Origin of the sequence: Uliginosibacterium sp. 31-12 (genome assembly GCF_030548425.1) — a bacterium.
Classification (GTDB): Bacteria; Pseudomonadota; Gammaproteobacteria; order Burkholderiales; family Rhodocyclaceae; genus Uliginosibacterium; species Uliginosibacterium aquaticum.
Window position 1 is genome coordinate 11,601 of the sequence record NZ_JAUOOA010000016.1, and the last position, 18,349, is coordinate 29,949.

16 protein-coding genes are annotated in these 18,349 nt (G+C 61.4%); 11 read left to right on the forward strand and 5 right to left on the reverse strand.

Going from position 1 to position 18,349, the window contains the following annotated elements; all coding sequences use genetic code 11:
- Positions 1–2: 2 nt before the first annotated feature.
- From Q3Y64_RS19125 to tssJ, 5 genes are read right to left on the reverse strand one after another with little or no spacing between them, the layout of a single operon-like run.
- Positions 3–698, reverse strand: a complete 696-nt coding sequence (locus Q3Y64_RS19125; protein WP_303564470.1) for a hypothetical protein — start codon at positions 696–698, stop codon at positions 3–5.
- A complete protein-coding gene (locus Q3Y64_RS19130) occupies positions 640–3,477 on the reverse strand; it encodes a type VI secretion system Vgr family protein (RefSeq protein ID WP_303564473.1) in 2,838 nt (945 codons plus the stop codon). The genes Q3Y64_RS19125 and Q3Y64_RS19130 overlap by 59 nt, the downstream gene beginning before the upstream one ends.
- A 31-nt stretch (positions 3,478–3,508) precedes the next feature.
- Positions 3,509–4,279, reverse strand: a complete 771-nt coding sequence (locus Q3Y64_RS19135) for a DotU family type IV/VI secretion system protein (RefSeq protein WP_303564475.1) — start codon at positions 4,277–4,279, stop codon at positions 3,509–3,511.
- Positions 4,276–5,625, reverse strand: a complete 1,350-nt coding sequence (tssK, locus tag Q3Y64_RS19140; RefSeq protein ID WP_303564478.1) for a type VI secretion system baseplate subunit TssK — start codon at positions 5,623–5,625, stop codon at positions 4,276–4,278. Before tssK ends, Q3Y64_RS19135 begins: the two co-directional genes overlap by 4 nt.
- A gap of 25 nt (positions 5,626–5,650) precedes the next feature.
- Positions 5,651–6,262 (reverse strand): type VI secretion system lipoprotein TssJ, encoded by a 612-nt coding sequence (gene tssJ, locus Q3Y64_RS19145; RefSeq protein WP_101944276.1) that lies wholly within the window; start codon positions 6,260–6,262, stop codon positions 5,651–5,653.
- A gap of 434 nt (positions 6,263–6,696) precedes the next feature.
- On the opposite strand from tssJ, the gene Q3Y64_RS19150 reads away from it, so the two are divergent.
- The 11 genes from Q3Y64_RS19150 to Q3Y64_RS19200 form a co-directional block, all read left to right on the forward strand.
- Positions 6,697–7,197, forward strand: a complete 501-nt coding sequence (locus Q3Y64_RS19150) for a tetratricopeptide repeat protein (protein WP_143707467.1) — start codon at positions 6,697–6,699, stop codon at positions 7,195–7,197.
- 41 nt (positions 7,198–7,238) lie between these two features.
- A complete protein-coding gene (tssB, locus tag Q3Y64_RS19155) occupies positions 7,239–7,745 on the forward strand; it encodes a type VI secretion system contractile sheath small subunit (protein WP_101944278.1) in 507 nt (168 codons plus the stop codon).
- Between the two features lie 3 nt (positions 7,746–7,748).
- Complete coding sequence (tssC, locus tag Q3Y64_RS19160; protein ID WP_101944279.1) at positions 7,749–9,239, forward strand: type VI secretion system contractile sheath large subunit; 1,491 nt, start codon at positions 7,749–7,751, stop codon at positions 9,237–9,239.
- Positions 9,240–9,266: 27 nt separating this feature from the next.
- Positions 9,267–9,770 carry a type VI secretion system tube protein Hcp gene (locus Q3Y64_RS19165; RefSeq protein ID WP_101944280.1) on the forward strand — a complete coding sequence of 168 codons (504 nt, stop codon included), beginning with the start codon at positions 9,267–9,269 and terminating at the stop codon, positions 9,768–9,770.
- Between the two features lie 69 nt (positions 9,771–9,839).
- Positions 9,840–10,331, forward strand: a complete 492-nt coding sequence (gene tssE / locus Q3Y64_RS19170; RefSeq protein ID WP_101944281.1) for a type VI secretion system baseplate subunit TssE — start codon at positions 9,840–9,842, stop codon at positions 10,329–10,331.
- 5 nt (positions 10,332–10,336) lie between these two features.
- Complete coding sequence (gene tssF / locus Q3Y64_RS19175) at positions 10,337–12,178, forward strand: type VI secretion system baseplate subunit TssF (protein ID WP_101944282.1); 1,842 nt, start codon at positions 10,337–10,339, stop codon at positions 12,176–12,178.
- Positions 12,142–13,242 (forward strand): type VI secretion system baseplate subunit TssG, encoded by a 1,101-nt coding sequence (gene tssG / locus Q3Y64_RS19180; protein WP_101944283.1) that lies wholly within the window; start codon positions 12,142–12,144, stop codon positions 13,240–13,242. The genes tssF and tssG overlap by 37 nt, the downstream gene beginning before the upstream one ends.
- 36 nt (positions 13,243–13,278) lie before the next feature.
- A complete protein-coding gene (gene tssH / locus Q3Y64_RS19185) occupies positions 13,279–15,975 on the forward strand; it encodes a type VI secretion system ATPase TssH (protein ID WP_303564484.1) in 2,697 nt (898 codons plus the stop codon).
- Positions 15,976–16,150: 175 nt separating this feature from the next.
- Positions 16,151–16,417 carry a Rap1a/Tai family immunity protein gene (locus tag Q3Y64_RS19190; protein ID WP_303564488.1) on the forward strand — a complete coding sequence of 89 codons (267 nt, stop codon included), beginning with the start codon at positions 16,151–16,153 and terminating at the stop codon, positions 16,415–16,417.
- On the forward strand, positions 16,414–16,905 hold the full coding sequence (locus Q3Y64_RS19195; RefSeq protein WP_303564491.1) for a T6SS effector amidase Tae4 family protein: 492 nt from the start codon (positions 16,414–16,416) through the stop codon (positions 16,903–16,905). The genes Q3Y64_RS19190 and Q3Y64_RS19195 overlap by 4 nt, the downstream gene beginning before the upstream one ends.
- 35 nt (positions 16,906–16,940) lie before the next feature.
- Positions 16,941–18,349: type VI secretion system Vgr family protein (locus tag Q3Y64_RS19200; RefSeq protein WP_303564494.1), on the forward strand; the 1,409-nt coding region annotated here is incomplete at its 3' end.

Here is an 18,349-nt window from a genome sequence, read left to right on the forward strand (position 1 = left end):
ACTCACCTTCCGTCCGTTGACCAATGAGGGGCGTCCGAGCCCGAACCGTTATACTTGGTAACACTGTATGTCGCGCCAACCTCGTGAAGCTTCGTGTTCATGCCTGTCCTAGGTGTCGTTGCAATGGCCACCGTTTTCTTTGAGGCATTTATTATCGACAGCGTCCCCGTCCAACTAATGCTCATATCAATAGCATTACCCTCTATGTGACGAGATGTCAGCGACGGGGCCACCCCGAGACTCTGCATTCCATAGGCATTCACCATGGCTGTCGCGGCGGCTTTCGAGACCGATGCTGAATAGACCCCAGCAGCATCATTGTGAACCCAGTCAATGTTTACACCCGCTCTTGCAGGAACTGTTCTGGGGTCTTGATCCTGTTTTGATATTTTCCAAGACCAGTGCATCAGGTAGGCTCGCTCTGGCGGACGTAAGGTCGCAGAGATCGTTACCGTCGCCCCAGCGGAACGCAAAGCCGCCACGAAGCTTTCAAGATCCTCACGAAACCCGTCTGCAAGATCGCTCGTAGCCGCACTGGTTGGAAATCGCTCAACCCATTGCGCGCCGCTCCTCTCGTTGTTTGCAACCACAACAGCAGGAGCTGTATCTGTAACCGGCGTCAGTTGAACAGTATGTGGACTAGCAGGAGCACTGCTGCTTTGCGCTTGAGAGCCGAGGGCTTGTTGCGTTTGCGTCATTGAATGGCACCTGAATTGTTGATAACAAGGGGCGATCGGCTGTGACCTTCTCGGTCAATCCGTTCTCATCGGTAGTGCCGACGAAACGACGCCCATCCGACAGGGTGATGCAATACCTGACGTTCGCCATTGGCTCTCCACTTGATTCACTCTTAACCAAGTAGTGAGTGTCATAAGTGGTTGCCGCCAAGGATGGCATCGCCAAATCTTGTGACTCATTGCTAGCGACTGCCCCCATCGCGCCACTCGGCAGAGCCCCCAAACTTGCTGCACTTGCTGCCCCACTCGCCATCACATGCTGCGCCCCCTTCACCATGAACTTCCCCGGACACGCAAAGGTAATGTTCGCGCCTTCCAGCGTGATCGAGCTCTGCCCCGCCTGCAGCACGATCTTGCTGTTGGCCAGCACGTGGATCTCGTCGTTGCTGCTGGTCACCGTGACGTTCTGATCAGCCAGCACTTCAAGCGGGCCGTTGTGGGACTGGAGGCTGAGCGGGCTGTTGGCGGCGATCGCCTTGATGCCGCCGGCGTGGGTGTAGAGGCTGGTGGCGTCACCCGAAACGAAACTGGCGGTGTGTTGCGCCGTCAGCTGGGTATCGCCCTGTATCGTCGCCGAGAGATGCTCTCCTGCAAACAGGGTGGTGCTGGCCGGCGTGGCCAAAGCGATGCTGGCCGGCGCTTCCATCAGCAAGGCCGGCCCCTCAAAGGGCTTGAGCTCGCGATCCGGGCGTGCGTTGCCGTCAGGCGGCGGGGCCTCAGGATGAATGCGCTGGCGGAAGGCTTCGATTTTCTGGGCCTGGGCGAGCGCATCGGCTTCGGACTGGGTCGCGGCATCCGAGAGACGCTGGGCGGTGTCATTCGCGGCCTTGAGCTGGCCGGCGGCTTCTGTGGTGTCCAGCTGGATTGATCCTGCGTTCTGACGCGCCGTAGCGGAGATCAGCATGCCTTTGGCGGCACGCTGGATCTGCCAGCCATCGGTGCGCAGCTCGAAGCCTTGCCCGCGCCCGGCACCACGCTGACTGCCGCTCGGGCTGTGATGGATCAGGTGCCCCAGATTGAGCTGGCTGGCAAAGGCGCTGCTGGCAAGACGGGTGCGTAGTTGCCCGGTGGCGTCATCAATCTGCCACTGGCTCCAGCCATTGCCATCCAGCGTCGGAGCGTGAATGCCCGCCACCACGCCAGAGTGGTTAGCCGCCTCACCGGCAGGCCAGGGCACTTCGTCCTGCCCGTTATGCAAGGCAGCAACGATGACCGGACGATCAATATCGCCCTCATGGAAATCCACCAGCACTTCACTGCCGATTCGCGGCGTGAAGTGGCTGCCCCAGTTGGCGCCGGCAAGCGCTTCGGCCACGCGTACCCAGGTGCCATTACCCAGCTCCCCCGTAGCGCGCTCGGTGTCGTGCGCGAGGCCCCCCAGGTTGGGCTGCTGACCACGCTGCCAGTGAAACTGGATGCGAACCCGCCCATCCCGCTCGCTACAGGTCCCCAAGGCTTGCGCGTTCTGCGTGCCGACAACGAGTGCGGTCTGCAGGCCCGGCACGGCAGGCTTGGGAAGGGGGCGCGGCACAAGGGGAAGCGAGAGAGGAACGCTGACTGCCCGATTGCGATAAATGCCGCGTTCGATGCGCGCTTGCGCGCCCGCAGCACGGGCTTCGCTGTCAAGGTTGTTGCTGGCCTCGTGCTCGACGATCAGCACGCGCTGCCGCGCTGCCTCGCCCTGGATGGATGGATTCTGCGTGAGCGTGAAGCTGCTGCCTGCCTCCAGTTGGCGAACGCTGCCGGTGCTGCGATTCGCGCCGCCACTGAGTGCCATGAAAGCCGTATGCAGACGCACGCTGCGCTCGGCCGCCGCCTGATCGCTGAAGCGATAGGCGCCCGAGGCGTCATAGTCTTCCAGACGAGGCAAATCCCCTGCCCCGCCCTGTGCAGAAAAGTCAGCGTCGCTGCTCGCTGCGGGAGCAAGCAATTGCCGGTAATCCCAGCTGGCCAGTGTCGCGGCATTGCTGCCGAGGCTGCGCGCGCTCTGCCAGGTCTGAATGCTGTCGCTGGCTTCGGTCGCGTTGTTGCGATGAAAGCGCACAAGCGGCTGACGACTCTCGGGAGCCTCGCTGCTGCCATCGACGATGATGAGTTTGTGGCGGGTATGCGCCAGCTCGCCCGAGGCGGCTTCATCCTGCAGATGCTCGAAGTAGAAGGACAAACCTTCACTGGCAAACAGGCGCGCCAGGAAGGCCTGATCCGTTTCGCGGTATTGGGCGCACAGGCTGCGCAGCGGCAAGGTTTCGCTGAGACGGAATTCGAAGGCGCCGGCCGGGTAGTCAGCAAACACTTCGCGCGCAATGTCTTCAACACTTTTATCCTGGAAGATCCGGCTGTTACGGCGCAGAGCCATGCAGGCCGTCCACGGCTGCAGCTTCAGGGCATAGCGCGCCAGTGCACCATCGCTCCCCAGCTGGGTAGCGGCCGTCACGAGACCATGCCAGCTTCGGCTGCTACGCCCGTCTGCCAGCAGGACACGCAAGGTGAGCTCTTCGCCGATCAGGGCTTTAAGCTCCAGATGCGCCGAGCTCGCCAGGCACTGGATCTCGAACTGAAAATCCTCCGACACCGCCTCGCGCCCGCGCATCTGTTCAACCAGCAGGGAGGCCTCCGGCAGCGGGCAAACCAGCGTCAGCAGACGTGCATGCTGGGAGAGGGATTTGAGAAAATCCTCGCGGCTGGGCAGCATGCCACCCAGACCGGCAAAGAGACTCGTACTGGCAGAAGAGATGTCCATCAGAAGCTCGGGAAAATACGACGAAGCCGAATCAAGGCAGGGTGATCGTGATCCGCGCCTGACGCGGCGCGAGCTTGAACAGCTCCTGATAGGAAGCGAGCGTCTTGCCGGTCTGATGATCCAGATAGGCACGCAGACCAATGAAGCCCAGCACTCCCATCAGACCCATGACGCTGGCAATCACCCACACCGGCACTTCGCTGCGCAGAGCATGCCGGATGCGATCCGGGATCGCCCAATGCGGCGCAAAAGCCGCCCGCTTGCCCTTGTGGTGCACCACTTCATCTCCCACCCGGGCGATCAGGTAATTGATCTTCTCCGGCCCCTCAAGCAGGTACTTGCCGCGAAAGCCATGCAGCAGACAGTGGTGAAACACCTCCAACGCCTGCACACGCCGAGCCCCTTGGGCGCGCAGTTGCTCCAGCTTCTCAAAGAAGCCCTCACCGGCCAGTTGCTCACCGAAGAGCGCAAGCTGCAGCGGCTGACGCTCCCACTCGTCACGCACCGAAAAACGTGAGCCGAGAATGGCCTCATCCACTGCGGCGCAGAAGGCGTACTTCACGTCATAGATGTCATCCGCCGAAGCATTCTGGCGCTTCGCATTACGCTCGAACTCGTCGAGGAAACGCCGGATGCGCTCGCGAAACACGTTGGCATCCGCCGGGGCAGCGCGGTTTCGCAACATGAAAAGCAGATAGAAGCCGTCGTGCATGAGGTCTGCGAGGCTGCGCGCGATACGCGGTGCTTCTGCCTTGGGCTGGGCCGGCGCATTGCCGAAGAGGGTCGGAGCAGAGAGGCTCATTCAATCACCGCCATGAGTTCGAGTTTGAGATCCTTGAAGCCTGAGGGCACATAAATCGCGATGCTCTGTGCCTGCAGCATGCGTTCGTAAATGGCGCCATGTGGCTCGATAGAAAAGTAGTAACTGCCGGGGCGTACCGGAATGGCCGCAGGCACCTGTGGCGCAGCCATTAGTTTGATACCGGGCATGGCCGAGAGGACCAGCTTGTCCACATCGTCCGGGGCTCCCACTTTGACCCGCAGCGGCACGGCTTCGACCAACTCTGCCGGCGGCATGTCAGCCCCAACCGCCAGATACAGCGAAGCGTTCGCCCCCAGCTTGTCGGACTCCAGACGACCAGAGTACTGACCAGGCTTGCTCTCGGTGATGGTGATGGTCACATAGCGTGCCGAGATCACCGTATCAATCAGATCGCGAATAATGCGATCGAGCAATTGAAAGCCCGGCGCAGGATCCTGGTGCTTGTAGGCAGGCAGATCAGCCAGCGAATAGGCCTTCGAAAAGGTCAGCAACTGTCCCGCCAGACGCAGCATGCTCTGGAACAACCGCTCCGGATGCAATTGAGGAAGATGCAGATAATGCGAAAGCTCGGCAAAACCGGAGCTTGCGGTATGCAGCAGCCAGAAAGACGCCACGTCGCCCGAGCGAAACTCGATCACATGCTTGGACGGCTCACGATGATGGCCATAAAGCGCCTCACACTTGGCCTGCAACATATCCAGCAGACGGCGCAACATGCCATTCAGGAACGGTGAGGCGAGTACGCTGAGTGAAGGTGGCACGAAGCCAGGATCCAGCTCGAAACCCCCTGTGGCTGTACGGCGCACTTTCAGCAACGGAAACGACACGCACTGATCACGCGGCTCCGTATCGGCCAGCAGACGCACTTGCTTGCGCAGCACCGTCAGATCTCCGCTCACCGCATTCGTATACAGGTCACCGGCCTCTTCATTCGCCAGCAGATAACGAGCCGCCTGCGCCGCCCGTACCCCCGCCTGAGCGTAGTTCCCTCCCTCCGGACGCAGTAAGGGCAGTGCCAGATGAAAGACCAGGCCTTCCGCTGGCAGGTCGAAGTCCGCCAGGGAGCGCGGATCCGGCAATGGGTCTACATAGGGCGCATCGATCTGCTCCCCGTCCTGAGCCAGCGCCTTGATTTCCACAAGCCGCAAGGAGCCACTATCCAGCGCATCGCGGTCCACACTCAAGGAGCCCACTCCCCACAAACAGGGGTGCACCGCGTGCAAACCAGTCGCCAAACGTTGCTCGTGATACAGATCCTGGCGCTGAAAATGCTGGGGCTTCAGAAACAAGCCCTCGCCCCACATCAACTTCTGAACTTTCTTCACGTCTTAGCTACCTCACCCGCTACGCTCACTTGCACGACACGCCACCCAACGAGCCGGCATTGACCAGCTGCGCATTGAAAGGCACGCCGCGCGACACCGTCATCGCACAGGCATGCGCCCCCATAACCACGCCATTGGCATTGGCTGGCTCCGCTCCCGAAAACACCAGTCGCCACCTGTCCGGATGCGGCTTGCGAAACAGCGCCACCACGCCGAGATAGGTGGCATCCCCTGCCAGCATTTCCTGACGCACGACCTCTTGACCAGGCGTGACCACCAACTCCTTCACCTCGATCACATCACTGGCCAGTGCCCCTTTTTCCGCCTGACCATCAGCCAACAGCTCATAGGGCGCCTGCATGAAGGCCGCCGGATCACGCAGACGATAGAACTTGATCACCACCGCCATCGGTCGCTGACGCTCATCGGCATTCAGGTTGCGGCCGGCAAACACCTCTACACGGGTGGGCTTGGCAGGCGCTGCAGCGGCTTTGGAAAGGCTCTCCGCCGGCACAAGCCCAACCAATGCCAGCGCACCGTCTTTTATTTTTGTCGCACTCGAGCTGGCACACCCCTGAAACAACAAAAACACCAAAAGAAGCGCGCAAATTCTTAATTTCTTAAAATCATCACTCATTACAGGCTTCTTTCAAAAATCACCAAATACAACACTGCAAACAAAAAAATAAAAAATATCTCAAATCCATCAAACAAACAACCAAGTTATTGTTTTTTATGGATTTTTTAAGAACCACCACAATCTTAAACAAAAAACAGAGGGGCGAATATACAACGACACGAAATTTTTAAAACCTGCCCATTCGAACATTTTGTAATCAAAATTTTGGGTGCTAGGATGCGCCGCCAGCAGAAAATAAAGACAAGAATTTATTTAAAATTTTCGGCCGGATTTGATGAATTCGCGACTCAAGAAGGTTAATTACAATGAAATCTATCGTTTTGCCCGTTATTTCACTTTCTCTCGTCCTGCTGGTTACCGGATGTGCCCTATCACCGCAAACGCCTGCCCCGAAAACAACCGCTCAGTTGATCGAAGAGTCGCAGACCGCGTTGAACTCGGGCAACCGCGAAACAGCTGTCGCCCTGCTCGAGAGCGCATCGAAGAACAACCCTGCTGATGCAACTCCGTGGCTCAAGCAAGCCCAGTTGCATTTCGACGCGGACAACTACCCTGCCGCCATCCAGGCAGCGGATGAAGCCATGAAACGTGAGCCGGCCAACAAACAGGCCAAGGCCATCGCTGTCGTGGCCAGCCTGCGTGTTGCCATCCGCGCGATCAGCGACATGAGCCAGGACAGCATGCTGCGCGGCTCCAACCGCTCGGAGGCTGAGCGTCTGGCTCGCGCCTTGCGCGAAACCCTGGCTCAGGATCAGCTGGTGCCGCTCGAAGACCTCCAAGCGAAGTCCAAAACCAAGGCCAAGCCCCGCTCCACGGGCAAGACGGAGTCGGCGCCCGCTGCCCAGCCCGCCAGCGCCGGCACCCCGGCCTCTCAGCCCAAGCCTGCCGCAGCCCCTGCTGCGGGCGGCAGCCCCTTCAGCACCCTCAAGTAAGGCGCAGCCGCGCTGCCCCAAACACTGATCCGGAGACCATCGTGGCCAAATCAGAAAGCATCCAGAAGAAACTTCAGCGCGTGCGCCCGCCCCGCGTTCAGCTCTCATATGACGTGGAAATCGGCGACGCCGTCGAGCAAAAAGAACTGCCCTTTGTCGTCGGCGTGCTCGGCGATTTTTCCGGCAATCCGGAAGCCCCTTTGCCCCGCCTGCGGGATCGCAAGTTCGTCAGCATCGATGGGGACAATTTCGACGACGTAATGAAGGGCATGGCACCGCGCACCGTATTCCGCGCCAAGAACACCCTTTCAGAGGCCGGCGGCGAGCTCGGCATCGAACTCAAGTTCGAGTCGATGGAAGACTTCCGTCCGGAATCCGTGGTGCAACAGGTCGCGCCCCTGCAGAAGCTGCTCGAAGCCAGGAACAAGCTAGCCGACCTGCGCGGCAAGCTGGCCGGTAACGAAAAGCTCGACGACATCCTGCAACAGGTACTGACCAGCACCGAGCAACTGGCTGTCATCAGTCAGGAAACCGGTGTCAAGGAGTAAGCCATGAACGCCAATCTTTCCGCTCTCCAGGCTGCCGCTCCGGCGGCTGAGTCAGCCTCCCTGCTCGACCGCATCGTGGCCGACAGCAAGGTTGCCAAGTCACAGGCCGAACACTCGCGCGCACGCGACCTGATCAGTGAGCTGGTTTCCCAGGTCATGGAGGGTGCCGTGGTGGTTTCGGACAATCTCTCCGCAACGCTGGATGCCCGCATTGCCGAGCTGGATGAACTGATCTCCGGCCAGCTCTCAGCCATCATGCACGCACCAGAATTCCAGAAGCTGGAATCATCCTGGCGTGGCCTTGAGTACCTGTGCAAGCAGTCTTCCACCAGCACCACCTTGAAGATCAAGGTCTTCAATACCAATAAGAAGGATCTGGTGAAGGACTTCAAGTCGGCCATCGACTTCGATCAGAGCGTGCTCTTCAAGAAAGTGTACGAGGAAGAGTTCGGCACCTTCGGTGGCGCCCCCTTCGGCGCCCTGATCGGCGACTACGAGATCGGCCGCCAGCCGGAAGACATGTACTTCATCGACCAGATGTCGCATGTCGCCGCTGCAGCTCACGCCCCCTTCATTTCCAGCGCCTCAGCTGAGCTCTTCGGACTGGAGACCTTCACCGATCTGGGCAAACCACGTGACCTGGGCAAGGTTTTCGATACCGTCGAATACGCCAAGTGGAAATCCTTCCGCGAGAGCGATGACTCCCGCTATGTGGGCCTCACCCTGCCGCACTTCCTGGGCCGCCTGCCCTATCACCCCAAAGACGGCACCCCGGTAGAAGGCTTCAACTACGTGGAAGATGTAGACGGCACCGATCACAGCAAGTACCTGTGGGTAAATGCCGCCTATGCTTTCGCTGCCCGCCTGACAGATGCCTTTGACATGTTCGGCTGGTGCGCAGCCATTCGCGGCGTGGAAGGTGGTGGCCTGGTCGAGGATCTGCCAACCCACACCTTCAAGACCGACGACGGCGAAGTCGCGCTGAAATGCCCGACCGAGATCGCCATCACCGATCGCCGCGAGAAGGAGCTCTCTGATCTGGGCTTCATTCCGCTGGTGCATTGCAAGGGCACTGACTACGCCGCTTTCTTCGGCGCCCAGTCAGCCCAGAAAGCGAAGAAGTACAACACCGACTCGGCCAATGCCAATTCGGTGCTGTCGTCGCAGTTACAGTACATCTTTGCCGTCTCGCGAATCGCGCACTATCTCAAAGCCATGATGCGCGACAAGATCGGCAGCTTTGCTTCGGCCGGCAACGTCGAAACCTATCTGAACAACTGGATTGCCCAGTATGTGCTGCTCGATGACGGCGCATCGCAGGAAGCCAAGGCCCAGTTCCCGCTGCGCGAAGCCTCGATTCAGGTTTCCGAAGTGCCGGGCCGCCCTGGCGTGTACCGCGCGGTGTCTTTCCTGCGCCCGCACTTCCAGCTCGATGAACTTTCGGTCTCGCTGCGCCTGGTGGCCGAATTGCCGCAGTCCGCAAAAGGCGCTTGATCACTAACCCCCTAGAAGGAGCAGCAAGTGAAGGATATTTACGTTCAGTTCAAAGGCAAGTTCGACGTCAAGGGCGAATCCCGCGACAACGATCACAAGGAATGGATTGAAGTCGGTTCCTGGCAGCACCAGATCCTGCAACCGAAGTCGGCCACCGCCTCCACCGCGGGCGGTCACACCGCCGAGCGTTGCGAGCACGGCGAGATGATTTTTGTGAAGGATATCGATCTGACCTCGCCCCGCCTGTGGGAAGGCTGCTCGGCTGGCCACACCTTTGACGAAGTGACCGTTGATTTCATGCGTGCCGACGGCGACAAGCGCGTGAAGTACCTCGAGATCAAGCTCAAGAACGTGCTGATTGCCGCAGTGACTCCGGCCGTGGGTGGTGAAGGCATCCCCACCGAGAATTTCTCGCTGAAGTACGCCGCTGTGCAGTGGACCTACACCGCGCAAGACATCAAGGGCGGCACCAAGGGCAACAAGATTGCCAAGTGGAGCCTGGCCAAGAACACGCCGACTTACGACGTGTAAGGCAGCCTCCAGCAACCGGCGCTCCCGCGCCGGTTGTTGCCCCTCCGAGTTCTAGTTTGAAAGCAGTTCATGGCTGGATTTCTGCCAACCCTCTTCGAGCGTCTGCGTGATGACGCGCCTCACCGCAGTGCCGAAACAGATCCGATGCGCCGCTGGTCCGTGGATGAGCTGAAGGAGTCCGTCGCCCGCGATCTGGAATCCCTGCTCAACAGCCGTGCCGCCTTGTTTTCCGACAGCTTCGAGCGCTTCCCCGAAAGCCACCGCTCAGTTGCCAGTTACGGCATGGGGGATTTCGTGGGTCTGAGCCTTGCCAATCCCGCTGATCGGGACCTGATCTGTCGCACCCTGGAGCGCACCATCGCACACCACGAGCCGCGTCTGCGCCAGGTGGATGTACGCCTGGAAGCGGATCGAAGCTCCATCGGCTGCCTGCAGTTCGGCATCAATGCCGTGCTCTACGTCAATCCGGCCAGCGAGCCGGTGACCTTCGATGCGCTGCTACAACCGAACACCCTGCAGTACTCCGTGGCCAAGAGCCGCGGTCTGTCCGGAGTCCGCTGAAGCTCATGCGCGATCTGCTGCCCTACTACGAGCAGGAACTGACCTTCCTGCGCCGCCACGCCCGCGAGTTTGCCCAGCGTTATCCGAAGGTCGCTTCGCGCCTGCTGATATCCGGCGACTCCTGCGAAGACCCGCACGTCGAGCGCATGATCGAATCCTTCGCGCTGCTCTCGGCCCGCGTGCAAAAAAAACTCGATGACGACTTCCCGGAGTTCACCTCCTCGTTCATCGATGTGCTCTACCCCCACTACCTGCGCCCCCTTCCCGCCTGTTCGATCGCACGCTTCGACCTGGGCGGCGCCGATGCCCAGCTCTCCGGCATCAGCCGGATCGAGCGTGGCAGCCAGCTCACCACCCGCCCAGTGAAGGGCATCAGCTGCAAGTTCCGCACCGCGTTTGATGTGGCGCTGTCCCCACTACGTATCGAATCCGTCGGCTATTCCGAGAGCTTCACGCCGCCACGCGGCTTTACCCTGCCCACGGGCAGTGCGGCCCTGCTGAGCATCGGACTAAGCTCTGCCTCCGAGCAGTTGCCACTGGGCAGCATCGAGTTGCAGAAGCTGCGCTGCTTCATTGATGGTGAGAGCTCGCAGGTCGAGCAGATCCGCGAAGCCCTGCTCTCGCGCTCACTGGCCATCGTGCTCGAAATCCCGGGCGAATACCGCTGGCATCGGCTGGGAGCCGGCTTCACCCAGGCAGTCGGTTTCGGCCTCAGTGAGGAACTCTTCGACTACGACGCCCGCTCTCATCTGGCCTACCGCCTGCTCTCCGAGTTCTTTGCCTTCCCGGAGAAGTTCAACTTCGTAGATTTCGACTACGCGGCCCTGCGTGCCCTGCTGCCTGCGGGCATCCGCCGTTGCAGCCTGCATTTCATCCTCGGTTCGCAACACGACGACAGCCGCGATGCCCGCCTGCTCGAGCGCGTCAGCACCTCGAACATCCTCACCCACTGCACACCCGTAGTGAATTTGTTCGACCAAAATGCAGATCCGATCCGCGTCACCCATACCAAATCCAGCTATCCCGTGGTGCCGGACGCTCGGCGCGCCCATGCTTTCGAGCTCTACGCCGTCAAGTCAGTCTGCAAGGTCGAGAAGACTTCGCGCGGCGAAGCGGTGCTGGACTACCGCCCTTATTACGCCCTGCGCCACGGCGAAAATCTCGAGAACAGCGGACGCTTCTGGCATCTTCGCCGCGACGAGCAGGTTGCAGAACTAAGCCCCGGTTTCGAGTATGAAATCTCGGTGGTCGATATCGATTTCGATACCCGCGCCGAGAAAACTGAAACCCTCTCCATAGAGCTCACCTGCACCAACCGTGACCTGCCCGCGCAACTGCCTTTCGGCATGGCGGGTGGAGACTTGTTCATGGAAGGCGGCTCAGTCGCCCGCAGCATCAGCCTGCTGAGAAAACCCAGCCAGACGGTGCGCATCGATCGCAGCAAGTCTCACTGGCGCCTGATCTCCCATCTCTCTCTGGGCCAGCTCTCGCTCACCGAAGCAGGCCTTGAAACCCTCAAGGAAACCCTCGCGCTCTACGATCTCACCCGCTCCCCGGTCACCCGCAAGCTCATCGACGGGCTGCAGAGCATCTCGCATCAAGTCGTCACCGCGCGCATCGCCGGCAATCCCTTCCCAAGCTTCGTGAAGGGCGTGGAGATCCGCCTCGGCGTGAATACCCAGCACTTCGTCGGCACCAGCGTGGAGCAGTTCGCGCGCCTGCTAGACCACTTCTTCGGACTTTATGTCCACACCAACAGCTTCACCCAGCTCGTCGTGTGCAATCACGAAAATGGCGAGGAGATCACCCGATGCCTACCCCGCAACGGCGACCAAACGCTGGTGTAATCGAGCGCCTGCGTGAGGCGCCGTACAAATTTGAGTTCTTTCAGGCCGTGCGCCTGCTGGCCACCCATTTCCGCCAGGAACACAATGAGGCACCCTCGCGCATCATTGGCGAGCGCATCCGTTTCGGCAATTCGCTGAATATCGGTTTCGCCCCCAGCGAAATCGAGGCTCTGGATTTCGATTACCAGGAAGCCCAACCGGAAGCGCCGGCCTGGCCAGCCGAGGCCACGCTCCCAGCCAGCGAAGGCATCATCGCGGCTCGCCTCACCCCCAGTTTCATTGGCCTCACCGGCAACAACGGCACGCTGCCGCGCGGCTATACCGAAGATCTAATAGAGCGCGAGCTCCGCAAGCGCGACAAGGGCGCACGCGCTTTCCTCGACATCTTCTCGAACCGCGCCGTCGCCCTCTTCTATCGCGCCTGGGAGAAGCACCGCCTGCACTTTCAGTACGAGCGCAACCGGCGTGAGCGCTTCCTGCCGATGCTGCTCTCGCTGATCGGCGTCGGCAATGCTGGCACCCAGGAAAAGGTCTGCGATCCATCACGCCAGCTGATGGCAGAAACACTGGCCTATTACGCCGGAGCGCTCCGCCAAAGTGCGCGCCCGGCCCATCTGATCGAACGCATCGTAGCGGACTATTTCCGCGTGCCGGTGCGCCTGCGCCAGTTCGTCGGCCGCTGGCACGATCTGCCGGCAGCCCAGCAAAGCATGCTCGGCGCTGCCAACATGAGCCTGGGCGTGGATACCGTCTGCGGCACCCGCATGTGGCAATGCCAAACCGGTATCGCACTGGAGATCGGCCCGCTGGCGCGGGCAGATTTCGACCGTTTCCTGCCCGGCGGTGAAGCCGCCCGCGCCATCACCAGCCTGCTCGCCATGCTCACCGGCATCACACTGGATTGCACGGTGCGCCCCATCCTGCGGCGCCAGGATGTGCGCCCCACTCAGCTCGGCGGCAGCATCCCGGCCCGCCTTGGCCACAACACCTGGATGCTGACCCGCATGACCCAGGAAGACCGTAGTGACCTCGCCTGGGAAGTCCGCCACGACGCCGCAGCCTGACCCCTCTTTTCAACTCATTCCGCGCACCCAAACATCATGTCGAACAATCTCAAGGTTCTCATCAGCAAACTCAACCCCACGTGCCGCAAGGCCGCCGAGCGTGCAGCTGCGCTGTGCATGTCCTCCGGGCATTTCGAGGTCGATCTGGAGCACCTGTTCCTGGCCTTGTGCGAAACCGACAACTCCGATTTCTCGCGCCTTGCCCGCAAGTTCGACGTCAGCATCACCGCGCTCGAACGTGATCTGGCCAATGAGATCCAGCGCTTCAAAAACGGCAACACCCGCACCCCGGTGTTCTCCCAGCACCTGCCGGCGCTCTTCGAGCACGCCTGGCTGATCGCCTCGCTCGAAGCCGGCAATCACCAGATCCGCTCGGGCCACCTCTTGCTGGCCCTGCTCACTGCGCCCGATCTCTCCCAGCTGGCCTATCGTGGCTCCAAGCTGTTCGTGAAATTCCCGCTCGACGAGATCAAGCACAAGCTCGTCGAACTCACTGTCGGCTCCGATGAAGCCGTGCAGAACGTAAGCGCCGATGATACTGACGCCAGTGAAGTGGATGCCGAAGACATGGCAGCCGCCAGCCAGGGGCATGCCCGCAGCCCGGCACTGGACCAGTTCACCACCAACCTCACTGCCCGCGCGGCAGAAGGCAAGATCGATCCGGTAATCGGCCGCGACACCGAGATCCGTCAGGTGATCGACATCCTCATGCGCCGCCGCCAGAACAACCCCATCCTCACCGGTGAAGCCGGCGTCGGCAAAACCGCCGTGGTCGAAGGCCTCGCGCTGCGCATCGCGGCAGGTGACGTACCGCCACCGCTGCAAGGCGTCGCCCTGCATGTGCTGGACATGGGTCTGCTGCAGGCCGGCGCCAGCGTGAAGGGCGAGTTCGAAAACCGCCTCAAGAATGTGATCGACGAGGTGAAGAAAAGCTCTACACCGATCATCCTCTTCATCGATGAAGCCCACACCATGATCGGTGCAGGTGGCCAGGCCGGCCAGAACGATGCCGCCAATCTGCTCAAGCCGGCGCTGGCGCGCGGCGAGCTGCGCACCATCGCGGCCACCACCTGGAGCGAGTACAAGAAATACTTCGAGAAGGATGCCGCCCTGGCCCGCCGCTTCCAGGTCGTCAAGGTCGAAGAGCCCTCTGAGGACATCGCCAGCGCCATGCTGCGTGCCATGGCCGCGCTCATGGAACGCCACTTCAACGTGCGCATCCTCGACGAAGCCATTACCGAAGCCGTGCGCCTCTCGGCCCGTTACATCACCGGCCGCCAGCTGCCGGACAAAGCCATCAGCGTGCTTGACACCGCGTGCGCCCGCGTAGCCCTCGGCCAGAGCGCCACGCCGGCCCGCATCGAAGACACCAGCAAGCGCCTCACGCGCATCGATACCGAACTCGCCACCCTCTCGCGTGAGCGCGCCATCGGCCAGGATCATGCCGAACGCATCAAGACACTGAATGCCGAGCATGTCAGCCTCAGCGAAGTGCTGACCGCAGACAAGGCTCGCTGGGAACTGGAAAAGCAGCTCGTCGAAAAAATCGCCGGCGAACGTCTGGCACTCGAACAGAAAGCGGCTCACCCCGAGGCGGATGAAGCGCCAAAGGGCAAGGCCAAAGGCAAGAGCGTACGCAGTGACGCCCAGCTCGCACTGGATGCACTCGCCGCCGAGCTGCGCAGCCTGCAGGGCGAGAGCCCGCTGGTGCCGCTGCAGGTCGATGGCAACGTGGTGGCCGAGATCATCTCGGGCTGGACGGGCATTCCGCTCGGCAAGATGGTCAAGGACGAAATCCAGGCCGTGCTCAAGCTCAAGGAATCGCTCGAAGCCCGGGTGATCGGCCAGCCTTTTGCGCTTGAATCCATTTGCCAGCGCGTACGCACTGCACGTGCCAACCTCGAAGACCCCAACAAGCCCAAGGGCGTGTTCCTCTTCGTCGGCCCCTCTGGCGTCGGCAAGACCGAGACCGCCTTGGCGCTCGCCGAATCACTCTACGGCGGCGAGCGCAACCTCATCACCATCAACATGAGTGAGTACCAGGAGGCGCATACCGTCTCCGGCCTCAAGGGCTCGCCCCCGGGCTACGTCGGCTATGGCGAGGGCGGCGTGCTCACTGAAGCGGTGCGCCGCAAGCCCTATTCCGTCGTGCTGCTCGACGAAGTCGAGAAGGCTCACCCGGATGTGCTGGAGCTCTTCTTCCAGGTCTTCGACAAAGGCGTAATGGACGACGCCGAAGGCCGCGAGATCGACTTCCGCAACACCCTCATCATCCTCACCAGCAACGTCGGCTCCAGCGCCCTGATGCAGGCCTGTCTCAACAAGGGCGCCGACGAGATCCCGACGCCGGAAGAACTGGATGCGCTGATCCGCGGCCAGCTCAACAAAGCCTTCAAGCCCGCCTTCCTCGGCCGCCTGAAGGTCGTGCCTTACTACCCGATTGCAGATGAAGTGCTTGAGCAAATCATCCGCCTCAAGCTCGACCGCATCGCCGCCCGAGTCGAAGCCAACCACAGTGCCGCCATGAGCTACACCGACGACCTCGTCGAAGCGGTGCTCGCACGCTGCACCGAAGTTGATTCCGGCGCCCGCAACGTCGACAACATCCTGAACGGCACGATGCTGCCCGAGATTGCGGGCAGCGTGCTCTCGCGCATGGCCGAAGGGCGCGAGATCAAGAAGATCAAACTCAGTTCCAACGACAAGGGTGAGTTCAAGTATGCGATCAGCTGACGTTCGCCACGTTCTCCCCGTAGGTGCGGCTTCAGCCGCACGCCAGCGCCGTGCTTCGGGAACGCCAGGCGCGTGGAGTGGCCGGCTGAAACCGGCTCTGTGCGTCGCGCTTTGTGCAGCCAGTCTTGCAGCATCGGCAGCGCCCGATGCAGCGCCGAATCCTGGCATCGACAGCGTGAATCTCTCCGGCACGGACTTTTTCGCGGCCTATACCCATAGCGACCCGGCCATCCGCGAACGCGCCCAGCTTTATCTGCTCGGTGTGATGGAAGCCAGCGAAGGGCGGAGTTGGTGCAGTTACCGCATCGCCAAGTCCGTCACCTTGCGCGAGATCGTGTTTGAGCACCTGCGCAAGCAGCCCGCCGCGAAGCTGAGCCGCCGTGCCTCAAGCCTGATCGAAGAGGGGCTGCAGGCTGCGCTCCCCTGTAAGGAAAAGAAATGAAACCCGCCTACTCAACGCTGAAGGCCGCTCACTTTTCATCGAACTATGCCAGCCCGTCTTACCGCTCCGGGGAAGCGCTTTACGCCTCGGTGGGTTACGAGCAAAGCGAGCTGCTCAAACAGAATCCGGCCTACATCAACACTTGCGCTGTACGCATGAGCCTGGCCTTGCTCGATTCAGGCGTGGCCTTCACAGGCCGCTTGCCGATCAAGGCGGGTAAGCACAAGGGCAAACGGATCGAGTCCGGCGCCAAGCTTCTGGCGGATCAACTGGCCCTGCGCAGTCTGCTCGGCAAGCCCCAGGTTTTCAGTGATCCAGGCAAAGCACCTGATGAGCTTGCCAGGCGCCGCGGGATCGTTTTCTTCCACCGCATCACCGGTTATGGCGGCGGCCATATTGACCTGCTCGAGCCAAGCAACCTCGGCGTGCTCTGCAATTCGAACTGCTACTTCAACTGCAAGGAAGTCTGGTTCTGGGAGCTGGCCTGAAACCGCGCCACCTTACCTACAGCCACACAACAACCATGAACACCGACCTCTCCAGCCTCGCCGACGACGTCCGCCAACTGCTGCAAGCCGGCCACTCCGACAGCTCCCGCCTGCTTCGCCTGCATACGGCAGACAAGACTGTCTCCCTGCTCGCCGAACGCCTGGAGGGCGTCGAAGAAATCATCCCCGCCCGGGAGGATGGCCCAGGCTTCCGCTTCGAGCTGCTCGCCCTGAGCCCCAACACCCGTCTGCAAGCGGCCGACTGGCTCGGCCAGCCACTGCTGATCGAGCTGCTCACGGCCCAGTCACGCACGGCCCTGCGCCCCCTCTCCGGCCACATCACCCACTTCGAAGCCCTCGCTGCCGATGGTGCCTTCGGCTATTACCGCCTCACGGTGGAGCCTTGGCTGGCCTTTCTTGCCCATCGGCGCGATAGCTATGTCTTCCATGACATGTCGGTCATCGAGATCGTCGAATCCGTGTTTGCCGACTATCTCGGTCAGGCTAGCCTCAACCCGGCCTGGCGCTGGGCGCTCGCCGATGCCTCGGTGTATCGCAAGCGCTCGGTGTGTACCCAGTATCGCGAGAGCGATCTGGCCTTCGTGCAGCGCCTGCTGGCCGAAGAGGGGCTGTATGCCTGGTTCGAGCACGCAAGCGGGGCGAGCGCCGCCGAGGCCAGCCACACGCTGGTGATTGCAGACCATATGGATGCCTTGGCGGACAACCCTCAGGCTTCGATCCGCTTTCACCGCTCCGACGCCACCGAGGCGGCCGATACGATCCAGCATCTGGTGTCGCAACGCGCGCTGGCAAGCCATGCAGTGTCGCTCGCGAGCTGGGATTACCGCAGCCTGGACGCGCGTCTCTCCAGTGCCCCGGGGCTGCCCGACGAGCAGGTCGCCAGCATGCCGCTGACCCGCTTCGATACGCCGGGCGCCTATGCCTGGCCCGATCGCGAAACGGGCGAGCGCTTCGCCCGCTGCCTGCAGGAGTCCATCGAGGCTCAGCGCCAGACACTGATCGGTGAAAGCGCCGTGCGCAGCCTCACCCCCGGCAGCCGTTTCACTTTGCTCGATCACTTCGATGCAGATGCGCCCGAGGCGCAGAACGAGGCGGATCGCAATCGTTACGCGGTGATTCGCGTCCGCCACCAGGCCCGCAACAATCTTGGGGCGAGTCTCACCGAGAAACTCGCGAGCACCTTCGGCGCGCCTCCTCAACAGCCTGAGGCGCCGCTCTATCACAACAGTTTCACCCTTCTGCCTACCGCACTGCCCTGGCGCGCGCCCCTGAGCACCGAGCAAGGGCGCTTGCTGCGCCCGCGCCCCAGCGTGCAGGGCACGCAGAGCGCGATCGTGGTGGGCGAAGCGGGCCAGCCGGTGCACACCGACCGCGACGGCCGCATCCGGCTGCAGTTTCACTGGCAACGCGGCGGCCAGAGCCA